This window comes from Kitasatospora sp. NPDC127060, from assembly GCF_042724935.1.
Taxonomy (GTDB): domain Bacteria; phylum Actinomycetota; class Actinomycetes; order Streptomycetales; family Streptomycetaceae; genus Kitasatospora.
On record NZ_JBHXEG010000014.1, the window covers coordinates 15,275 to 34,365 of the forward strand.

Below are 19,091 nucleotides of genomic sequence, written 5' to 3' on the forward strand. Positions count from 1 at the left end.
CTCAGCCCGGCTGGTCGGTCACCGCCACCGGGCGGCCCGCGTCGCTCGACCACTCGCTCCACGAGCCCGGGTACAGCGTGGCGTCCAGGCCCGCCGCCGCCATCGCCAGGATCTGGTGAGCCGCCGTCACACCCGAACCGCAGTACACCGCGGCCTTGCCCCCCTCCGCTCCCAACGCCGCGAACCGGGCGAGCAGTTCGCCGACCGGGCGGAACCTCCCGTCCGGGCCCACGTTCTCGGAGGTCGGCGCCGACACCGCGCCCGGAACGTGCCCGGCCCGCGGGTCCACCGGCTCGGTCTCGCCCCGGTAGCGCTCCCCCGACCGGGCGTCCAGTAGCAGGGCTTCGCGCGCCCAGGCCGCGGCGCCGTCCGCGTCCAGCGTCGGCAACTGCCCCGGGACGGGCTTGAAGTCACCCTCCGCCGGCTCCGGCAGCTCGGCCGTCACCGGCAGCCCGGCCGACCGCCAGGCCGCGAAACCGCCGTCCAGCACCCGGACGTCCCGGTGCCCGGCCCAGCGCAGCAGCCACCAGGCCCGGGCCGCCGCCATCGACGCCGCACCGTCGTACACCACGACCGGGCGCCCGGCGCTCACCCCGAAGCCGCGCATCGCCGCGCCGAACTCCTCCGGGTCCGGCAGCGGGTGGCGCCCACCCCGACCAGGAGCGCCGGGCGGGGCCGCGAGGTCCCGGTCCAACTCGACGAAGTGGGCGCCGGGCAGATGCCCGGCCCGGTACTCCTCGGCCGCGGTCGGGCCGCCCGGCGCGGCGCCGACCAACTGGTAGCGCACGTCCAGCAGCACCGGCGGGTTTGCGGAGGCGAGCGCCTCCCGCAGCCCGGCCGCGGAGATCAGCGGGGAACCGTCGTTGAAGGTGGTCATACCGGCCATTGTCGCGCGGCGCGCCCCGACCACGGCTCTTTGTGCGCTCTTTGCCGGACTTTCCGCGCGGGTCGAGGGTTGGGCGCGCGCCAGAGTGGAAGCATCACCCTCGCGCGCGAGGATTTCCGTGCGCCAACCACCCGTGAGGAGGCCCGCATTGCCCGCGGTGGAACTCCGACTGGCCCAGGGCACGCCCTGTTGGGTCAGCCTGCTGACCGACGACCTGCCCGGCGCCCGCGCCTTCTACGGCGAACTGCTCGGCTGGACGTACTCCCCCGGGCCCGGCCAACTCGGCGCCTACGTCCGGGCCGAGCTCGACGGCACCCCCGTCGCCGGCCTCGGCGTCTCCACCGCCACCGGCTTCCCGGTGCAGTGGACCACCTACTTCGCCGTGGACGACGCCGACCGCACCACCCAGCTGGTGCGCGAATGCGGCGGCACCGTCGCGGTCGGGCCGGTGCAGGCCGAACGCGCCGGGCGGATGGCCATCGCCTCCGACGTCTCCGGCGCCGTCTTCGGCCTCTGGCAGGCCGAGGAGCACCTCGGCCGGGAAGCCGGGGAGGACCCCGGCGGCCCCGCCTGGGCCGAACTGCTCACCCCGGACGCCGACGGCGCCGCCGCCTTCTACGGCACCGTGCTCGACCGGCCGGTCCGGGACGACGCCGACGAGACCGCGCTGCTGGTGCACGGGCGCCCGGTCGCCGGCATCCGCCACCACGCCGACCTGCGCGGCCACCCGCCGCGCTGGCGCACCCACTTCGCCGTCCGGAACGCCGCACTGACCGCCCGTCAGGCCGTCGAACTCGGCGGCCGCGTCCTGGTGGAGCCGCAGGACACCGCCCGCGGCCGCGCCGCTCGGCTGGCCGACCCCCAGGGCGGGCACTTCTCGGTGCTCGAAGCGCCGTGACCCGCCCACTCGCCGGTCAGACCTGCTGCTCCTCGAACGGCAGGACGTCCGGGGAGAGCACCGAGGCGCGGGCGGTCGCGGCGGTCAGCCGACGGCGGTGGTGGCGGCGGCAGAGCACCTCGTAGCCGACCTCGTCCTCGGCCACCGAGATGTCGCCGATCACCACCTGGGCGCCCTCGACCACCATCACCCCGCCGACCGTACGGGCGTTGTGGGTCGCCCGTGCGCCGCACCAGCACAGCGCCTCGACCTGCAGCACCTCGACCCGGTCGGCCAGCTCGATCAGTCGCTGCGAGCCCGGGAACAGCCGGGTGCGGAAGTCCGTGGTGATGCCGAAGGTGTAGACGTCGATGTCCAGTTCGTCCACCACCCGGGCCAGCTGGTCGACCTGCTCGGCGGCGAAGAACTGCGCCTCGTCACAGATCAGGTAGTCCACCCGGCCGCCCGCCGAGAGCCGGTGCACCACGTGGGCGTGGAAGTCGAAGTCGTCCGTCACCTCGACCGCGTCGGCGCGCAGGCCCAGCCGGCTGGAGATGGTGGCGGCGCCGGCCCGGTCGTTGCGGGTCAGGATCACGCCCTGCCGGCCGCGCGCGGCGTGGTTGTGGTCCATCTGCAGCGCCAGCGTCGACTTGCCGCAGTCCATCGTGCCCGAGAAGAACACCAGTTCAGCCATGGGTGGAGCAAAGGCCTTTCACATCAGGGGGGTTCGGGCACGGAGGAGTCAAGGGGCAGGCTCAGCCACGGACTTCGAGCAGCGGCACGAACTGCTCGACCGGGGTCATCGAGCCGTGCAGGCCGATCATCGCGGACTCGCCGGGCTCGTTGCGGGAGGCGATGATCGCGATGTCGTCGCGCGCGGCGGCGACCACGTCGCCGATCCGCCGGTACACCCGCTCGTCGACGGTCGGACCGAACCAGCCAGCGGCGATCGCCTCGTCCCGGGTGGCCACCCACATCCGGTCGCCCAGCACCTCGCTCCAGACCGTGTGCACGTCGGCCGCGGCGCCCGGCACCGCGTACACGTGCCGGGCCCGGCCCTCGCCGCCGAGCAGGGCGACGCCGGCACCGAGTTCCCAGTCCTCGTCGAAGTCGATCCGGTCCTCGGGCGCGATGTCGATCATGCCGTGGTCCGCGGTCACGTACATCGCCGAGCGCGGCGGCAGCTGCTCGGCCAGCCGGCGGGCCAGCCGGTCCACCGCGTCCAGCGTCATCCGCCACTCGTCGGAGTCCACCCCGAAGCGGTGGCCCGCGCCGTCCAGTTCGCTGACGTAGGTGTACACCAGCGCCCGGTCGTGTTCGGCCAGCCAGGAGGCGGCCAGGTCCATCCGCTCCTCGCCGGTGGTACGGCCCAGGAAGGTGCCGCCGGACAGCGCCACCCTGGTCAGCGGGGTCTGGGCGAACAGCGGGGAGGACACCTGGGCGGTGGCCACCCCGGCCCGGTGGGTCTGCTCGAACACCGTCGGGTACGGCTGCCAGACCTGCGGGTCGGTGTGCGGCTGCCAGCGCAGCTGGTTCATCAGGTAGTCGGCTCCCGGCACCGCCACCGTGTACCCGGCCAGGCCGTGCAGGCCCGGCGGTGTCCCGGTGCCGACCGAGGCCAGCGAGGTCGCGGTGGTCGACGGGAAGCCCGCGGTCAGCGGACGGCCGGTGCCGCCCAGCGAGCTCGCGGCCAGCGAGGACAGGAACGGCGCGTACTCGGGGTGGCGCAGCAGCAGCTCCCAGCCGAGGCCGTCCACCAGGAACACCACCGCCCGGTCGGCCGGGGAGATCGGCAGGGTCGCGGTGAACCCCGGGACGCCCAGGCCCGCCGCCACCGAGGGCAGCAGGTCGCAGAGCGAGCCGCTGCCGTACGGGGGCGCGGGAGCGTCGGCCGGGTCGAGGATCTCGAAGGCGTCGTAGCCGTCGGGGGGTGCGAAGGACATGGAACCGGATTCGTAGCGGTCGGGAACGCGGCCGGGCACGCGGCCGGAGGCGCGAACGAGGGCGCGAACAGGAAACGGGGGCGCGAACGGCGGGGCCCGGCCGGGCCTCAGACCCTCGGGCCGTTGTCGATCGTCGCGTCGGACAGCGCCCGGGCGAACACCAGTGCCTGGGCCACTGTCTCCGGGCCGTCCCCGGCCTCGCTCACCCGCAGCGAGAGGTCGTCGGCCGTCGCCGAGCCGGTGTAGCCGTGGTCGGCCTCACAGTTCGGGTCGGAGCAGCCGGCCGGCTCCAGGTCCAGGCGCTGCACCGCACCCCAGCCGATCGTCAGCACCACCTCACGCGGCAGCGTGCCGGGGGTGTACGTCTCCGGGTTGGCCACCATCCGGCTCAGCACGACCGAGCCGATCCGGTCCAGCCGGACGCTCTCCGTCGAGGTGGTCGCGAACGGCACGGCCGGGCTGCCCGCGTCACCGGACTGCTCGTCGGTGTGGCTCACCACGAACCGGGTCGGGGTCAGCACCAGCACCGTCACGTGCCGGCGCACCTCGTTGGAGTCGAAGGTCGTCTCCTGGTGCACCAGGTAGGAGCTGATCGGCTCCGGGCCCACCGCGGACTCCACCGCCTCGGACACCAGGGCCGGGTAGTAGCCGCTGCGCTCGATCGCCGAGCGCAGGTCCTGAGTGGTGGTGGTACCGGTCTTCGCCATAACTCCATCCTGGCATGGTCCGCCGACGAAGCGGGCGGCGCGGCGCCGAGCTTCGGACATCAGCGCCCACGGGCAGGCGCAACCAAGGAAGGTTACAGCGTGCTCATCGCGCGCGGACCCAGATCGCTGCGGATCGGAAGCGGCGCGACCCGCACCCGCGCTCCCAGGATCGCCAGCCCGTGCGGGCCGACGACCACCGGTTCGAGGTCCACCGAGGCGATCTCCGGAACGTCGTCCACCAGCTGCGACACCCTCAGCAGCAGCTCCTCCAGCGCGTCGGTGTCCACCGCCTCGGCGCCGCGCCAGCCGAACAGCAGCGGCGCCGCCCGGACCTCCCGGATCAGCCCGGCGACGTCCTGGTCGGTGGCCGGGACGAGGCGGTGGGCGACGTCACCCAGCAGCTCGGCGGGGGCGCCGGCCAGGCCGAAGGACAGGATCGCGCCGACCGCCGGGTCGACGGTGGCGCCGATCACGGTGTCCACCCCGCGCGGGGCCAACCGCTGCACCACCAGCTGGGCCCCGACCGCGCCGCCGAGCAGGGCGTCCAGTTCGCGGTGGGCGCGGCGCAGGCCCGGCTCGCCGGTGAGGTCCAGCCGGACGCTGCCCAGATCGGGGCGGTGGCGCAGGTGCGGGGCCGTCGCCTTCAGGGCCACCGGGTAGCCGAGCTGCTCGGCGGCGCGGACGGCGGCCTCCTCGTCCGGGGCGGGCAGCGTCGGCGAGACGTCGATGCCGTAGCGGGCCAGCAGCAGCCGGGACTCGGCGTCGGACAGGGTGATCCGGGCGCCGCCGGGCTGGGTGCGCGCGGCAACTGCGCTGCGGGTGCTGAGCGCCGCCTCCACCAGGGTGCGGACGCCGGGCTCGTCGATCCGGTCCAGGTCGGGGACGCGCGCCGTCTCCTCCGCCGCGGCGGTACGGCGGCGCCACTGGGCGTAGTGCACGGCGTGCGCGAGGGCGCGTACGGCGCGCTCGGGCGCCGGGTAGGCCGGGATGCCGCCGGGGCGCAGCCGGGTCGGCAGGTCGGTCAGGGCCAGGTGGGCCAGCACCAGGGGCTTGCCCAATCCCCGTGCGCGCTCGCCCGCTTCGAGCAGGGCGGTGGCGATCTCCAGGTCGTCCGAGCCCAACTCGGGGTCGTCCGAGCCGGTCAGCCGGCCGCCCATGAAGGCGTGCGCGGAGGTGCCGATCGGCGGGATGGCGACGGCGATCACCGCGTCCACGGCGGGGTCGCTGAGCGCGACGTCCAGGGCGATCCGGAAGTTCTCGCCGGTCGCGCCGGTGGTGAGGTCGACGGGCGTGCGCGGACGCAGTCCGGCGCTCAGGCAGGCGTCGTAGGTGAGCAGCCCGAGGGAGTCGGAGTTGCCGACCACGGCGACCCGGTCCCCGGGCGGCAGCGGCTGCTGGCCGAGCAGCTCACCGGTGTCGAACAGTTCGGTGATGGTCGCCACCCTGGTCACCCCGGCCTGCTCGAACAGGGCGTCCACGGTGGCGTCGCGCAGGCCGGTGGCGGTGGCCGGGACGGCGTGGCCGGGCGGCAGGCTGCCGGTGTGGCGGGCGCCCTTGACCACGACCACCGGCTTGGCGGTGGCCAGTCGGCGCGCGATCCGGGTGAACTTGCGGGGGTTGCCGAAGGACTCCAGGTACAGCAGCACCACCTCGGTGGACTCGTCCTCGGCCCAGTACTGGAGGAAGTCGTTGCCGGAGACGTCCGCGCGGTTGCCGACCGAGGCGAAGGAGGAGATGCCCAGGCCGCGCCGGTGGGCGGACTCCAGCAGGGCCACGCCGATCGCCCCGGACTGGCAGAAGATCCCGTAGCCGCCGCGGGCCGGCAGGTGCGGGGCGAGCGAGGCGTTCAGCGGGCGGTCGGGGTCGGTGTTGATCAGGCCGAAGGCGTTCGGGCCGATCACCCGCATGCCCGCCGCGCGGGCCTGGCGAACCAGGGCGCGCTGGCGGTCGCGGCCCTCCGGGCCGGTCTCCGCGTAGCCGGCGGTGACCACCACCAGGCCCTGCACGCCGTGCGCGCCGCACTCCGCGACGGCCGCCGGGACGGCGCTCTCGGGGACGGCGATCACCGCGAGGTCGACCGGTCCGGGAATGTCCAGAATCGAACGGTGCACCGGGACGCCGTCCAGCTCGGTGCCGGGCGGGGCGCTGCGGTTCACCGCGTACACGGCGCGCGGGGCGCCCTTGGGCTCGTACCGGCTCTCGAACTCGCTGTCGAAGCTGCCGAGCAGGTCGCGCAGCAGGGCCCGGCCGACGGTCTGCGGATTGCGGGAGACCCCGAGCACGGCCACCGAGCGCGGGGTCAGCAGCCGCTGCACCGAGCGGGCCTCGGCACGGTGCTCGCGGGCGCGCATCACGGCGAGCGAGCGGTCGGTCTGTTCGAGGTCGAACTCCAGGTGCACCACACCGTCGGCGAAGCTGCGGCGCTGGGTGTAGCCGGCATCGGTGAAGACCTTCACCATCTTGCGGTTCTCCGGCAGCACCTCGGCCTGGAAGCGGCGGATGCCGCGCTCCTGGGCCACCGCCGCGATGTGCTCCAGCAGGGCGGAGGCCACGCCGCGGCCCTGGTGGGCGTCCTGGACCAGGAAGGCGACCTCGGCGTCCGTGCCGTCGTCGGAGGGGCGGCCCTCGGCGTCGATCCGGTCGTAGCGGACGGTGGCGATGAAGTGGTCCCGGACCACCACGGCGAGGCCGACCCGGTTCACGAAGTCGTGGTGGGTGAAGCGGCGGACGTCCTTGTCGGAGAGCCGCGGGTACGGGGCGAAGAAGCGGAAGTACTTGGACTGGTCCGAGACCTGCTCGTAGAACTCCACCAGCCGCCCGGCATCGCCGGGGGTGATCGGCCGGATCCGGGCCGTACCGCCGTCGCGCAGCAGGACGTCGGCTTCCCAGTGCTGCGGATAGTCGGGTTGCGCGGGGTTCGCCACCGCCGGGTCTTCCACAATCGTCAGGTTATCCGGCGGCGGGCCGAATGGCGCCGGGCGCGGGCCCACGGCAGGGTGGACACGGCCACTGGCCGGGCCTTATGCCCCGAAAAGAAACAATCACAAGTCCCGAACGCGACGCCTCGCAGAGGTTGTCTGCGTGCAACACTGGTCTAGACAACACGGTCGTTTCCCCCGCTCCCCGAGCACGGCCGTGACCAGCTTCACCGGAAAGGCACGTCTCATGGCCGAGCGCCGCGTCACCATCGGTTGGGCCGAGGGCCTGCACGCCCGTCCCGCCTCCGTCTTCGTCCGGGCCGTCACGGCCACCGGCGTGCCGATCACCATCGCCAAGCCGGGCGGCAACCCCGTCAACGCCGCCTCCATGCTCGGCCTGCTCGCCCTCGGCGCCCAGGGCGGCGAGGAGGTCATCCTGGCCTCCGACGCCCCCAACGCCGACGAGGCCCTCGACCGCCTCGCCAAGCTCGTCGCCGAAGGCCTCGACGAGCTCCCGGCCGCGGCCTGAGCGCCCGCAACCGCCCGATCGGGGTGTCGCCACATCGTGGCGGCACCCCGATCTGCTGTCAGCGGGACTCGCGGCCCGCTCAGCCCTTGACGCAGATCACCTGCTTGAGGTGCGCGACCACCTCGACCAGGTCCTTCTGCTGCTCGATGACCTTCTCGATGGACTTGTAGGCGCCCGGGATCTCGTCCACCACGCCGCTGTCCTTGCGGCACTCCACGCCCTTGGTCTGCTCGGCCAGATCGCGCGTGGTGAACCGCTTCTTCGCGGCGGTGCGGCTCATCTTCCGGCCGGCGCCGTGTGAGGCGGAGTTGAACGACGCCGCGTTGCCGAGGCCGCGCACGATGTAGGAACCCGTCCCCATCGAACCCGGGATGATCCCGTAGTCGCCGGATCCGGCCCGGATCGCGCCCTTACGGGTCACCAGCAGGTCGACGCCGTCGTACCGCTCCTCCGCCACGTAGTTGTGGTGGCAGCTGATCACCTCGTCGAAGGTGACCTGCGCCTTGGCGAACTCACCTCGGACGACGCCCTGGAAGAGCGCCATCATCAGGGCCCGGTTGTGCTTCGCGTACTCCTGCGCCCAGAAGAGGTCCTGGCGGTAGTCCGCCATCTCCGGGGTCTTCGCGAGGAAGACCGCCAGGTCCCGGTCGACCAGGCCCTGGTTGTGCGGCAGCGAGCGGGCTGCCGCCATGTGGTGCTCCGCCAGTTCCTTGCCGATGTTGCGGGAGCCGGAGTGCAGCATCAGCCAGACCACGCCCGTCGTATCAACGCACAATTCGATGAAGTGATTTCCTCCGCCAAGCGTCGCCATCTGCTGCATCGCCCGCTCGCGGCGCCACTTGACGTCCTCCGCGATGTCGTCGAAGCGCTGCCAGAAGTCGTCCCAGCCCGCCGCGCGGAAACCGTGCAGCTTGGTCGGGTCGACCGGGTCGGTGTGGAGGCCCCGGCCGACCGGGATGGCCTGCTCGATCTTGGAGCGCAGGCCGGAGAGGTCGTCCGGGAGGTCCTTGGCGGTGAGGGAGGTCTTCACCGCGCTCATGCCGCAGCCGATGTCGACGCCGACGGCCGCCGGGCAGACCGCGCCCTTCATGGCGATGACGGAGCCGACGGTCGCGCCCTTGCCCAGGTGGACGTCGGGCATCACGGCGAGGCCGTGCAGCCAGGGCAGGGAGCTGATGTTGCGCAGCTGCTGCATGGCCGCGCCCTCGACCGTCGCCGGGTCGGTCCACATCCGGATCGGGACCCGGATGCCGGGTACTTCGGTGTACGTCATGGTTGAACGACCTCCAGCGGTCGGGGGGTTCGGAAGAAGTGCTGCCGCGCGAAAGAGAATCCCGGCGCGGCTCGGGGAAGTTCGGGAGGGGCTGCGCTCAGGCAGCCGGAGCGGAGCAGGGGAGGAACGGCCTTGGGGAGCGTCGTCGTATGGTTCGCTCGACCCGCATGGTGACCGCCTCCCTTCGTTGTGTCCGCAGTTCGCACGCTCTGTGCGTCGGGGAACATCTATCCACGGAACGGGACGGGCCCGCAACGGATTTAAAAACGTGTCCGGCCCGGCGGAGCGGGTGCTCCACCGGGCCGGGGTACGACGGCTCACGGCGTCAGCTGACGACGGTGACCTCGCCGATGCCGAGCGCCCGCACGTCCGCCTCGATCGCGGCGGCGTCGCCGACCAGCACGGTGACCAGGCGGTCCGGCGGGAAGGCCGCGACCACGGCCTCGGTGGCCGCGGCGGTGGGCAGTTCGGCCAGCTGGCGGTAGACCTCGGCCTGGTAGTCGTCGGCGAGGTACTGCTCGACCTGGTCGGCCAGGGTCCCGGCGACCGAGCCCGCCGTCTCGTACTTCAGCGGCGCGACGCCGACCAGGAACTGCACGGCCTCGTCGCGCTCGGCGTCGGTGAGGCCCTCGGCGGCGAGGGTGCGCAGGATGGTCCAGGTGTCGGCGAGCGCGGGGGCGGTGGAGGCGGTGTCCACCGAGCCGCTGATGGCGAGCAGCGAGCGGCCGGTGCCGTCGGCGGCGGAGCGCAGCGGCTGGGCGAAGGCCCGGACGCCGTAGGTGTAGCCCTTCTCCTCGCGCAGGACGCGGTCGAGGCGGGAGGTGAGGGTGCCGCCGAGGCAGTAGGTGCCGAGGATCTGGGCGGCCCAGACCGGGTCGTGGCGGTCGGGGCCGATCCGGCCGATCAGCAGCTGGGTCTGGACGGAGCCGGGGCGGTCGACGATGAGGACGCGGCCGTGGTCGTCGCCGGTGACGGGGGCGTGGACGGAGGGCTCGGCGGTGCTGCCGGTCCAGGTGCCGAGGGTGCTCTCCAGCAGGGCGGGCAGGTCGACGCCGGTGAGGTCGCCGACCACCACGACGGTGGTGGTCGCGGGCCGCACGTGGGCGTCGTAGAAGGCCTTGACGGCGGCCCGGTCGATCGACTTGACGGTGTCGGCGGTGCCGCTGCGGGGCCGGGAGAGGCGGTCCGCGGCGTCGAAGAGCTCGGCGTAGAGGGCCTTGGCGGCGCGCCGGGCGGGGTTGGCCTGCTCGTGGACGATCTCGTCGAGCCGGTTGGCGACCAGGCGCTCGATCTCCTCCGCGGGCAGGGCGGGGGCGCGCAGGGCGTCGGCGAGCAGGGTGAGGCCGCGCTGCAGCCGGGAGGCGGGGACCTCCAGGGCGACCCGGATGCACGGGTGGTCGGCGTGGGCGTCCAGGGTGGCCCCGGCGCGCTCCAGCTCGCCGGCGAACTCCTCGGCGGTGAGGGTGTCGGTGCCCTCGTTGAGGGCGCGGGCGAGGATCGCGGCGATGCCGTCGAGGCCCTCGGGTTCGGCGGCGAGCGGGGCGTCGAGGAGGACCTCGACGGCGACCAGTTGCTGGCCGGGCCGGTGGCAGTGCAGCACCGTGATGCCGTTGCCGAGGGCGGCGCGCTCGGGGGCGGGGAAGGCCCACGGGCCGGGGGTTCCGGGCTGGGGCTGGGGGTGGAAGGTCATCGCGGGGACGTAGTCGGTGCTCATACGGCGGCACCCTCCTCTTCGGAAGCGGCGTCGGAAGCGGCGGCGGTCGGCTCGTAGACGAGGACGGCCCGGTTGTCGGGGTGGAGCCGGGCCTTGGCGACGGCCTGGACCTCCTCGGCGGTGACGTCGAGGACCTTGGGGAGGGCGTCGTTCAGCAGCTTCGGGTCGCCGAACAGGACGGCGTAGCGGCAGAGTTCGTCGGCACGGCCGGCGACGGTGGTGAGCCGGTCGAGCCACTCGCGCTCGATCTGGGCCTGGGCGCGCTCGAGTTCCTCGGGGGTGGGGCCCTCGGCGGCGAAGCGGGCGAGCTCCTCGTCGACGGCGGCGTCGATCTGCGCGATGGTGGCGTCGCCGGAGGTCTTGACGTCGAGCCAGCCGAGGCTGGGGGCGCCGGCCAGGCGCAGCAGGCCGAACCCGGCGGCGACGGCGGTGCGGTCGCGACGGACGAGCCGGTTGTAGAGGCGGCTGGACTCTCCGCTGCCGAGGATGGTGAGCGCGAGGTCGGCGGCGTCGGCCTCCCGGGTGCCGTCGTGCGGCAGGCGGTAGGCGGCCATCAGGGCGCGGGAGGGGACGTCCTCGGCGAGGTTCTGGCGCAGCTCGCGGCCGATGGTGTCGGGGAGTTCGCCGGAGCGCGGCGGCCGCTTGCCGTCGTGGGCGGGGATGGAGCCGAAGTACTTCTCGACCCAGGCGATGGTCTGCTCGGGGTCGATGTCGCCGACCACGGACAGCACCGCGTTGTTGGGCGCGTAGTAGGTGCGGAAGAACGCGCGGGCGTCCTCGAGGGTGGCGGCGTCGAGGTCGGCCATCGAGCCGATCGGGGTGTGGTGGTACGGGTGGCCGTCGGGGTAGGAGAGCGCGGTGAGCTTCTCGAAGGCGGTGCCGTACGGGACGTTGTCGTAGCGCTGGCGGCGCTCGTTCTTGACGACGGCGCGCTGGTTCTCCATGGACGTCTCGTCGAGGGCGGCGAGCAGCGAGCCCATCCGGTCGGCCTCCAGCCAGAGGGCGAGCTCCAGCTGGTGGGCGGGCATGGTCTCGTAGTAGTTGGTGCGCTCGAAGCTGGTGGTGCCGTTGAGCGAGCCGCCGGCGCCCTGGACCAGCTCGAAGTGGCCGTTGTTGGAGACGTTGGCGGAGCCCTGGAACATCAGGTGCTCGAAGAGGTGGGCCAGGCCGGTGCGGCCCTTGACCTCGTGGCGGGAGCCCACGTCGTACCAGAGGCAGACCGCGGCGACCGGGGTGAGGCGGTCCTCGGAGAGGACGACGCGCAGGCCGTTGGCCAGGCGGTGCTCGGTGATGGCGATGCCTCGGCTGGAGGCGGGGGCCGGGTTGGCCATGCGCTCGGGTCCTTCCCGTCGTCGATGTCGGGGTTCGTGTGGCGTCCCCCATTGTGGTGCAACGCGTGGGGGGCGTGTTTGTGTCCGCGCGGAAGTGGCGTTCGCCAGGGGCGGAAGAGGGCCGCTGACCGGGAGTGTCGGCGCGAGGGTCCACAATGGGGGCGCCGTGCCCTGTCGGTCGCGTCCGGTTGACGGTCGCGGCGGCAGGACGGTGCATCAGGACGGCACCGCCCGTTCCGACGCCCGACGGCCGGCCGACCACCGGCCGCCGCCACAGCCAGCGACACGTAAGGGAGCCCCGCCGCGATGGCCCGCCGCAGTTCGCAGACCCCGCCGCCCGGAGACTTCGAGGAGCGGATCCTCGACGTCGACGTCGTGGACGAGATGCAGGGCTCCTTCCTGGAGTACGCCTACTCGGTGATCTACTCGCGTGCGCTGCCCGACGCGCGGGACGGTCTGAAGCCCGTGCACCGCCGGATCCTGTACCAGGCCAACGAGATGGGCCTGCGCCCGGACCGCGCGCACGTGAAGTGCGCCCGCGTGGTGGGCGAGGTGATGGGCCGGCTGCACCCGCACGGCGACCAGTCGATCTACGACTCGGTGGTGCGCATGGCGCAGCCGTTCTCGATGCGGCTGCCGCTGATCGACGGGCACGGCAACTTCGGTTCGCTGGGCAACGACGACCCGCCGGCGGCGATGCGTTACACCGAGTCGCGGCTGACGGCGGCCTCGATGGCGATGGTGGAGTCGATCCACGAGGACACCGTCGACTTCGGGCCGAACTACGACGGCAGCGAGCAGGAGCCACTGGCGCTGCCGGCCGCGTTCCCGAACCTGCTGGTGAACGGTGCGACGGGCATCGCGGTCGGCATGGCGACCAACATGCCGCCGCACAACCTGTCCGAGGTGGTGGCCGCGGCCCGGCACCTGATCAAGCACCCGACCGCGGACCTGGACACCCTGATGCGGTTCGTGCCCGGTCCGGACCTGCCGACCGGCGGGCGGATCGTCGGCCTGTCGGGGATCCGGGACGCGTACGAGTCGGGTCGCGGCACGTTCAGGATCCGGGCGACCACGACGATCGAGAACGTCACGGCGCGCCGCAAGGGCATCGTGGTGACCGAGCTGCCGTACAACGTCGGCCCGGAGAAGGTCATCTCGAAGATCAAGGACCTGGTCAACGCGAAGAAGCTGCAGGGCATCGCGGACGTCAAGGACCTCACCGACCGCGAGCACGGGCTGCGGCTGGTGATCGAGGTGAAGAACGGCTTCGTGCCGGAGGCGCTGCTGGAGCAGCTCTACAAGCTGACGCCGTTGGAGGAGACCTTCGGCATCAACAACGTGGCGCTGGTGGACGGGCAGCCGCTGACGCTGGGCCTGAAGGAGCTGTTGGAGGTCTACGTCGACCACCGCTTCACGGTGGTGCGCCGGCGCAGCGACTTCCGCCGCCGCAAGCGGGAGGAGCGACTGCACCTGGTCGAGGGTCTGCTGGTGGCCCTGGTGGACATCGACGAGGTCATCGCGATCATCCGGTCGAGTGACAACGCCCAGCAGGCGAAGGAGCGCCTGATGGAGCGCTTCTCGCTGTCGGAGACGCAGACCGGCTACATCCTGGACACCCCGCTGCGCCGGCTGACCAGGTTCGACCGGGTGGAGCTGGAGCAGGAGAAGGCGAAGCTGAACTCGGAGATCGCGGAGCTGACCGAGATCCTGGAGTCGGACACCAAGCTGCGCAGCGTGGTGTCGTCCGAACTTGGCGCGGTGTCCAAGCAGTTCGGGACGGAGCGGCGCACGGTGCTGCTGGAGGCGGGGGCGGCCCCGTCGGCAGCGCTGTCGGTGCCGCTGGAGGTGGCGGACGACCCGTGCCGGGTGCTGCTGTCCTCGACGGGGCTGCTGGCGCGGACGGCGGACGGCGAGCCGTTCGAGCCGTCGGAGAAGCGGGCCAAGCACGACGTGATCGTGTCGGCGGTGCCGGCCACGGCGCGGGCGGACGTGGGTGTGGTGACGTCGGCGGGCCGGGTGCTTCGGCTGCCGGTGATCGACCTGCCGGCGCTGCCGCCGATGCCGTCGCCGACGCTGGCGGGCGGCGCCGCGGTTGGGGAGTTCCTGCGGCTGGAGGCCGGGGAGCGGGTGCTGGCGCTGACCACGCTGGACGAGTCGTCGCCGGGGCTGGCGCTGGGCACGGTGCAGGGCGTGGTGAAGCGGGTGGTGCCGGAGTGGCCGGCGAACAAGGACGAGTTCGAGGTGATCGCCCTCAAGGACGGCGACGAGCTGGTGGGCGCGGTCGAACTGCGCACCGGCGAGGAGGACTTGGTCTTCATCACCTCGGACGCCCAGCTGCTGCGCTACCCGGCGGGGCAGGTCCGTCCGCAGGGTCGTCCGGCGGGCGGCATGGCGGGCATCAAGCTGGCGGACGGCGCGCGGGTGCTGTCGTTCACGGCGGTGGATCCGGCCGTGGACGCGGTGGTGGTCTCGGTGGCGGGCGCCTCCGGCACCCTGTCCGGTGACGAGCAGTCGTCCTGGAAGGTCACCCCGTTCGAGCAGTACCCGCGAAAGGGCCGGGCGACCGGCGGCGTCCGCTGCCAGCGCTTCCTGCGGGGCGAGGACGCGCTGGCGTTCGCCTGGGCGGGTGCGGCCCCGGCCCGCGCGGCCGGTGCCAAGGGCGCGCCGGTCGACCTGCCGGAGCGCGACCCGCGCCGGGACGGCTCGGGCACCCCGGTGGCGGCGCCGATCGCGGTGGTGGCGGGTCCGGCGTGACGCCCGGCCCGGCGTGACGCCCGGCCCGGCATGACGCCCGGCCCGGCGTGATGCCCGGCCCGGCGTGATGCCTGGTCCGGGGGCGGGGTGCCTGCGAGTGCCCCGCCCCCCGACGTGTCCGGGGCCGTCGCGCGGGCTCGTAAGAGGCCCGTTCCCGGCCCCCCGGCCGGCCCGAACGGCTGAGGGTAGCCTTGCCCAAGTGAGCACCTGTGCGACCGTGTCGCGTGAACTTTCGGAACCGCTGACCGCGACGGCGGCGGTCGCGACCACCTGGCTGCTGCTGGAGCAGAACGGCCCGTGGGGCGCGAAGGCGCTGGCCGAGAGCCACCTCGACACGGCGGTCGGGCGAGCCCTGGAGGCGGCCGCTGCGGGCACCGGCGTGCGGGTGGCCCTGATCCGGCGGCCGGGCCGGCACGCGGACTGCCTGCCGACCGCGCGGCACGAGGTGGTCGTGGCCCACGCGGTGCCGGGCCGCGGTTGGGTGCGCCGGGCGCAGGTCGGGGACCCTGCGGAGCTGCTGGAGCTGGACTTCGCGGCGCTGGGCGTCGGCGACCACACGGGTTTCGGGGTGGAGCACGTCGGCGGCCCGCTGGCCCTGGTGTGCACCAACGGCCGCCGGGACCGCTGCTGCGCGCTGCTGGGCCGTCCGCTCGCGGCGGAGCTGGCGGCGGCCGGGCACAGCGAGGTGTGGGAGGTGACCCACCTGGGCGGGCACCGTTTCTCCCCCACCATGCTGGTGCTGCCGTACGGCTACGCGTACGGGCGGCTGACGCCGGAGAGCGCCAAGGAGGTACTGGCGGCGACGGCGGCCGGGCACATGGTGCCGGAGTGGTCGCGGGGCTGCTCGGGCTGGGAGCGTCCGGGCCAGGCGGCCGAGCACGCGGTGCGGCTGGCGACCGGCGAGACCGGGGCGGCGGCGCTGACCCTGGTGCAGCGGCCGGACGGCGCGGGCCGCTGGCTGGTGCGGGTGGTGCACCGGGACGGCCGGGCCTGGGAAGTGGACGTGATCGAGTCGGTGAGCGAGCCGCCGCGTCCGGAGAGCTGCGGCAAGGCGGCGGGGACGCCGTCGCGGATGGACGTGCTGTCCGTACGGGGGCTCTGAACACCGCGGCGGCCCCGCGCCCGTGGGGGTGAGCGCGGGACCGACGGGCGCCGGGCTCAGCCGGTGGCCTTGCCGACGAACTCGGTGGTGTACGTCTTGGCCAGGTCTATCGTCCCCTCCTTGCCCTTGACGTCCGGGTGGAAGGCGGCGAGCACCGCGAGCACGGTCTTGGGCCCGTCGGCCGGCATCACCCCGTCGGTGGTGAACATCGGCAGGGTGGACTTGATCGCCGCCGCGTACTGCTCGGCGCCGCCCTGGGCGTAGTCGGCGGGCATCTTCGCCGCGATCTCCTCCGGGCTGTGGGTGGACATCCACTTGAGGGTCTTCACGAAGGCGCCGGCGAGCTTCTGGGTGGTCTCCTTGTTCTTCTCCACCCAGTCGGTGTTCATGTAGAGCGACGACGAGGGGTAGAGCCCGCCGAGCGCCTGGCGCGAGCCCTCGGGGGTGCGCATGTCGTAGAGGATCTTGCCGAGGCCCTTGTCGAGGACGGCGGCGACGGTCGGGTCGGTGGTCATCCCGGCGTCGATGCTGCCCTGCTGGAGGGCGGCGATGAAGGTCTGGCCGGCGCCGACCGCGATCGGGCTGAAGTCGCTGACGGAGGCGCCGTTCTTGACCGCGAGGTACTTGGTGAGGAAGTCGGTGGAGGAGCCGATGCTGGTCACGCCGAGCTTCTTGCCCTTGAAGTCGGCGCCGGACTTGATGGCGTCGGCCTGCTTGGCGGAGACGAGTTCGACCTCGCCGGGGGCCTGGGCGAACTGGACCACCGACTCGACGTGCTTGCCCTTGGCCTGGAGGTCGATGGTGTGGTCGTAGAAGCCGACGGCGCCCTGGACGTCACCGGCCAGCAGCGCGGTGGTGGCGTTGACGCCGGCCGGCTCGGTGAGCAGCTCGACGTTGACTCCGGCCTCGGCGAAGTAGCCGAGTTGCTGGGTGAGCATCGCGGGAAGGTAGATGACCTTGTCCAGGCCGCCGACCATGATCTTGACCTTGGGGCCGTCGACCTGCTGCCCGGCCGGGGCGGCGCCGTGGGCCGAGGAGGCGGCGTCGTTGGCGCAGGCGGAGAGCGGGAGGACCAGGGCGGCGGCGAGGACGGCGGCGGCAGCTCTGCCGGTCGGGTGCGGGCGCATCGTGGGGGAGCCTCTCTGTGCTTACGGGCGGGGGGGGAGTTCAGCGGCCGTCGCCCGCGTCGGCGGGCTTCCAGCGGAACAGCTTCTTCTCGGCGAAGGTCAACAGCCCCTCGGTGACCAGCGCGACGACCGCGAGGATGGTCATCGCGGCGTACACCCCGGCCGCGTTGAAGGTGCCCTGGGCGGCGGCGACCAGCAGGCCGAGGCCCTTGGTGGCCCCGATGTACTCGCCGACGATCGCGCCGATCAGCGCGAAGCCGAAGCTGACGTGCAGACTGGTGAAGATCCAGGTGGTGGCGGCGGGGATGACCACCTGGAGGGTGACCTTGCGGTTGTCGGCACCCAGGATGCGGGCGTTGGCGACCAGGTTGCGGTCCACCTCGCGGGCACCCTGGAAGGCGTTGAAGAACACCGGGAAGAACACCAGCACCACCGCGGAGGCGACCTTGGAGGCCGGGCCGAGGCCGAACCAGATCAGGAAGATCGGGGCGAGCACGATGCGCGGGATGGCGTTGAGCACCTTGATGTACGGCCCGAACACATCGGCCAGGAACCGGATCCGGCCGAGCGCGATGCCCAGCAGAACACCGCCGACCACGCCGATCACCCAGCCGCTCAGGGCCTCGTACAGGGTGTAGCCGATCTGCTCGCCGAGCGAGCCCTGGGCGGTGCCGTGGGTGATCCACTGCCAGATCTGGTCCCAGATCCTGGACGGCTGCGAGAAGTTGAACGGGTCGATGACCTCGGTGCGGGCGCACAGCTCCCAGAGGCCGAGGAAGGCGACCAGCACGCCGAGCCGGGCCGCGTAGACGGTCAGCCTGCGGTTGCGGGCGGCCCGTTCGCGGGCCTCGGTCCTGGTCGCGGCGGCCGGGGGCTTCCCTGCGGCGGTCGAAGCGGTTTCGGACGCGGTCTCAAGCGGCACGACCCGCTCCTCTCTCCCGGGTGATGCGCACCTCTTCGCCGAGCGAGGCCCAGATCTCGCGGTACAGCTCGACGAACCTCGGTTCCAGCCGGACGGCCTCCACGGTGCGCGGCCGTGGCAGGTCGACGGTGAAGATCTCCTTGACGGTGGCCGGCCCGGCCGTCATCACGACGACCCGGTCGGCGAGCGCGATGGCCTCGTCCAGGTCGTGGGTGACGAACACGACCGACGAGCCGGTACCGGCCCACAACTCCAGCAGCTGGTCGGACATCAGGGCGCGGGTCTGCACGTCCAGCGCCGAGAAGGGCTCGTCCATCAGCAGGATGGCCGGGTCGTTGACGAAGGTCTGGGCGAGCGCGACGCGCTTGCGCATGCCACCGGACAGCTGGTGCGGGTAGCGGTCCTCGAAGGCGGACAGCCCGACCCGGCCGAGCCAGTCCCGGGCCCGTTCCCTGGCCTCGGCGGCGGGCACGCCGCGGAACCGCGGCCCGGCCATCACGTTGGACAGCACCGTGCGCCAGGGGAAGACGGCGTCCTGCTGGAAGACGAACCCGACCTGGGGGTCGATCCCGCGCACGGGCTGGCCGTACACCCGGACCTCGCCCTCGGTGGGCTCCTCCAGACCGCTGACCAGCGTCAGGGTGGTGGACTTGCCGCAGCCGGTGGGGCCGACGACGGCGACGAACTCGCCCTGGGCGACGGTCAGATCGAGATCGCGGACGGCGGTGTGCAGGGCCCCGGACGGGGTGCGGAAGCGTTTCGTCGCGCCGGTCAGCTCGATCGCCGGGGTATTGGTCATTGATTCCTCCCGGGTCAGTGCTTGCCCCGGAAAGGTAGAAGCGGCCCCGGCCCCGGCGGGAGCCTTCTCCGCGTAGTGCGACTTCTCCGCTTTGAGGGGTGTTCTGCTCGTTTTGCTTCCGCTACAACTGCGGGGACGCGGGCTGACAGAAACACCCCGGAAACATAGGGTGTCCCGACCCCAACCCTGACGGAACCCACCCCGGA

Annotated in this window: 15 protein-coding genes; 4 read left to right on the forward strand and 11 right to left on the reverse strand. The window is 72.9% G+C overall.

Annotated features, from left to right (window positions below):
* Position 1: 1 nt before the first annotated feature.
* On the reverse strand, positions 2-877 hold the full coding sequence (locus ACFWIS_RS11055; protein WP_380462252.1) for a sulfurtransferase: 876 nt from the start codon (positions 875-877) through the stop codon (positions 2-4).
* A gap of 166 nt (positions 878-1,043) precedes the next feature.
* Between ACFWIS_RS11055 and ACFWIS_RS11060 the strand changes: the two genes are divergently transcribed.
* On the forward strand, positions 1,044-1,784 hold the full coding sequence (locus ACFWIS_RS11060; protein ID WP_380462254.1) for a VOC family protein: 741 nt from the start codon (positions 1,044-1,046) through the stop codon (positions 1,782-1,784).
* Positions 1,785-1,800: 16 nt separating this feature from the next.
* On the opposite strand, the gene ACFWIS_RS11065 is transcribed toward ACFWIS_RS11060, so the two are convergent.
* The 4 genes from ACFWIS_RS11065 to ACFWIS_RS11080 form a co-directional block, all read right to left on the reverse strand.
* The gene (locus tag ACFWIS_RS11065) at positions 1,801-2,457 is read right to left on the reverse strand and encodes a thymidine kinase (RefSeq protein WP_380462251.1); all 657 of its coding nucleotides are present in this window, start codon (positions 2,455-2,457) and stop codon (positions 1,801-1,803) included.
* Positions 2,458-2,518: 61 nt separating this feature from the next.
* Positions 2,519-3,706 carry an alkaline phosphatase family protein gene (locus ACFWIS_RS11070; RefSeq protein WP_380462250.1) on the reverse strand — a complete coding sequence of 396 codons (1,188 nt, stop codon included), beginning with the start codon at positions 3,704-3,706 and terminating at the stop codon, positions 2,519-2,521.
* A 107-nt stretch (positions 3,707-3,813) separates the two neighbouring features.
* The gene (locus tag ACFWIS_RS11075; RefSeq protein WP_380417931.1) at positions 3,814-4,413 is read right to left on the reverse strand and encodes a DUF5998 family protein; all 600 of its coding nucleotides are present in this window, start codon (positions 4,411-4,413) and stop codon (positions 3,814-3,816) included.
* A gap of 92 nt (positions 4,414-4,505) precedes the next feature.
* The gene (locus ACFWIS_RS11080) at positions 4,506-7,352 is read right to left on the reverse strand and encodes a GNAT family N-acetyltransferase (RefSeq protein ID WP_380462249.1); all 2,847 of its coding nucleotides are present in this window, start codon (positions 7,350-7,352) and stop codon (positions 4,506-4,508) included.
* Between the two features lie 226 nt (positions 7,353-7,578).
* Here ACFWIS_RS11080 and ACFWIS_RS11085 point away from each other — a divergent pair, with 226 nt between their 5' ends.
* Positions 7,579-7,860, forward strand: a complete 282-nt coding sequence (locus ACFWIS_RS11085; protein ID WP_380462248.1) for an HPr family phosphocarrier protein — start codon at positions 7,579-7,581, stop codon at positions 7,858-7,860.
* Between the two features lie 79 nt (positions 7,861-7,939).
* On the opposite strand, the gene ACFWIS_RS11090 is transcribed toward ACFWIS_RS11085, so the two are convergent.
* From ACFWIS_RS11090 to ACFWIS_RS11100, 3 genes are all read right to left on the reverse strand, one after another.
* Complete coding sequence (locus ACFWIS_RS11090) at positions 7,940-9,133, reverse strand: RtcB family protein (RefSeq protein ID WP_380462247.1); 1,194 nt, start codon at positions 9,131-9,133, stop codon at positions 7,940-7,942.
* A 325-nt stretch (positions 9,134-9,458) separates the two neighbouring features.
* Positions 9,459-10,823, reverse strand: a complete 1,365-nt coding sequence (locus tag ACFWIS_RS11095; RefSeq protein WP_380462253.1) for a M16 family metallopeptidase — start codon at positions 10,821-10,823, stop codon at positions 9,459-9,461.
* Positions 10,824-10,843: 20 nt separating this feature from the next.
* Positions 10,844-12,178, reverse strand: a complete 1,335-nt coding sequence (locus ACFWIS_RS11100) for a M16 family metallopeptidase (RefSeq protein ID WP_380462246.1) — start codon at positions 12,176-12,178, stop codon at positions 10,844-10,846.
* Between the two features lie 306 nt (positions 12,179-12,484).
* Between ACFWIS_RS11100 and ACFWIS_RS11105 the strand changes: the two genes are divergently transcribed.
* Together ACFWIS_RS11105 and ACFWIS_RS11110 are read left to right on the forward strand one after the other, a co-directional pair.
* A complete protein-coding gene (locus ACFWIS_RS11105; RefSeq protein WP_380462245.1) occupies positions 12,485-14,935 on the forward strand; it encodes a DNA topoisomerase (ATP-hydrolyzing) subunit A in 2,451 nt (816 codons plus the stop codon).
* 199 nt (positions 14,936-15,134) lie between these two features.
* Positions 15,135-16,037 (forward strand): sucrase ferredoxin, encoded by a 903-nt coding sequence (locus ACFWIS_RS11110; protein WP_380462244.1) that lies wholly within the window; start codon positions 15,135-15,137, stop codon positions 16,035-16,037.
* 56 nt (positions 16,038-16,093) lie between these two features.
* Here ACFWIS_RS11110 and ACFWIS_RS11115 read toward each other — a convergent pair whose 3' ends face one another.
* The 3 genes from ACFWIS_RS11115 to ACFWIS_RS11125 are packed head-to-tail and all read right to left on the reverse strand — an operon-like array spanning position 16,094 to position 18,885.
* Positions 16,094-17,164 carry an ABC transporter substrate-binding protein gene (locus ACFWIS_RS11115; protein ID WP_380462243.1) on the reverse strand — a complete coding sequence of 357 codons (1,071 nt, stop codon included), beginning with the start codon at positions 17,162-17,164 and terminating at the stop codon, positions 16,094-16,096.
* Between the two features lie 40 nt (positions 17,165-17,204).
* The gene (locus ACFWIS_RS11120) at positions 17,205-18,086 is read right to left on the reverse strand and encodes an ABC transporter permease (protein WP_380462242.1); all 882 of its coding nucleotides are present in this window, start codon (positions 18,084-18,086) and stop codon (positions 17,205-17,207) included.
* Positions 18,076-18,885 (reverse strand): ABC transporter ATP-binding protein, encoded by an 810-nt coding sequence (locus tag ACFWIS_RS11125; protein ID WP_380462241.1) that lies wholly within the window; start codon positions 18,883-18,885, stop codon positions 18,076-18,078. The genes ACFWIS_RS11120 and ACFWIS_RS11125 overlap by 11 nt, the downstream gene beginning before the upstream one ends.
* Between the last annotated feature and the right edge of the window lie 206 nt (positions 18,886-19,091).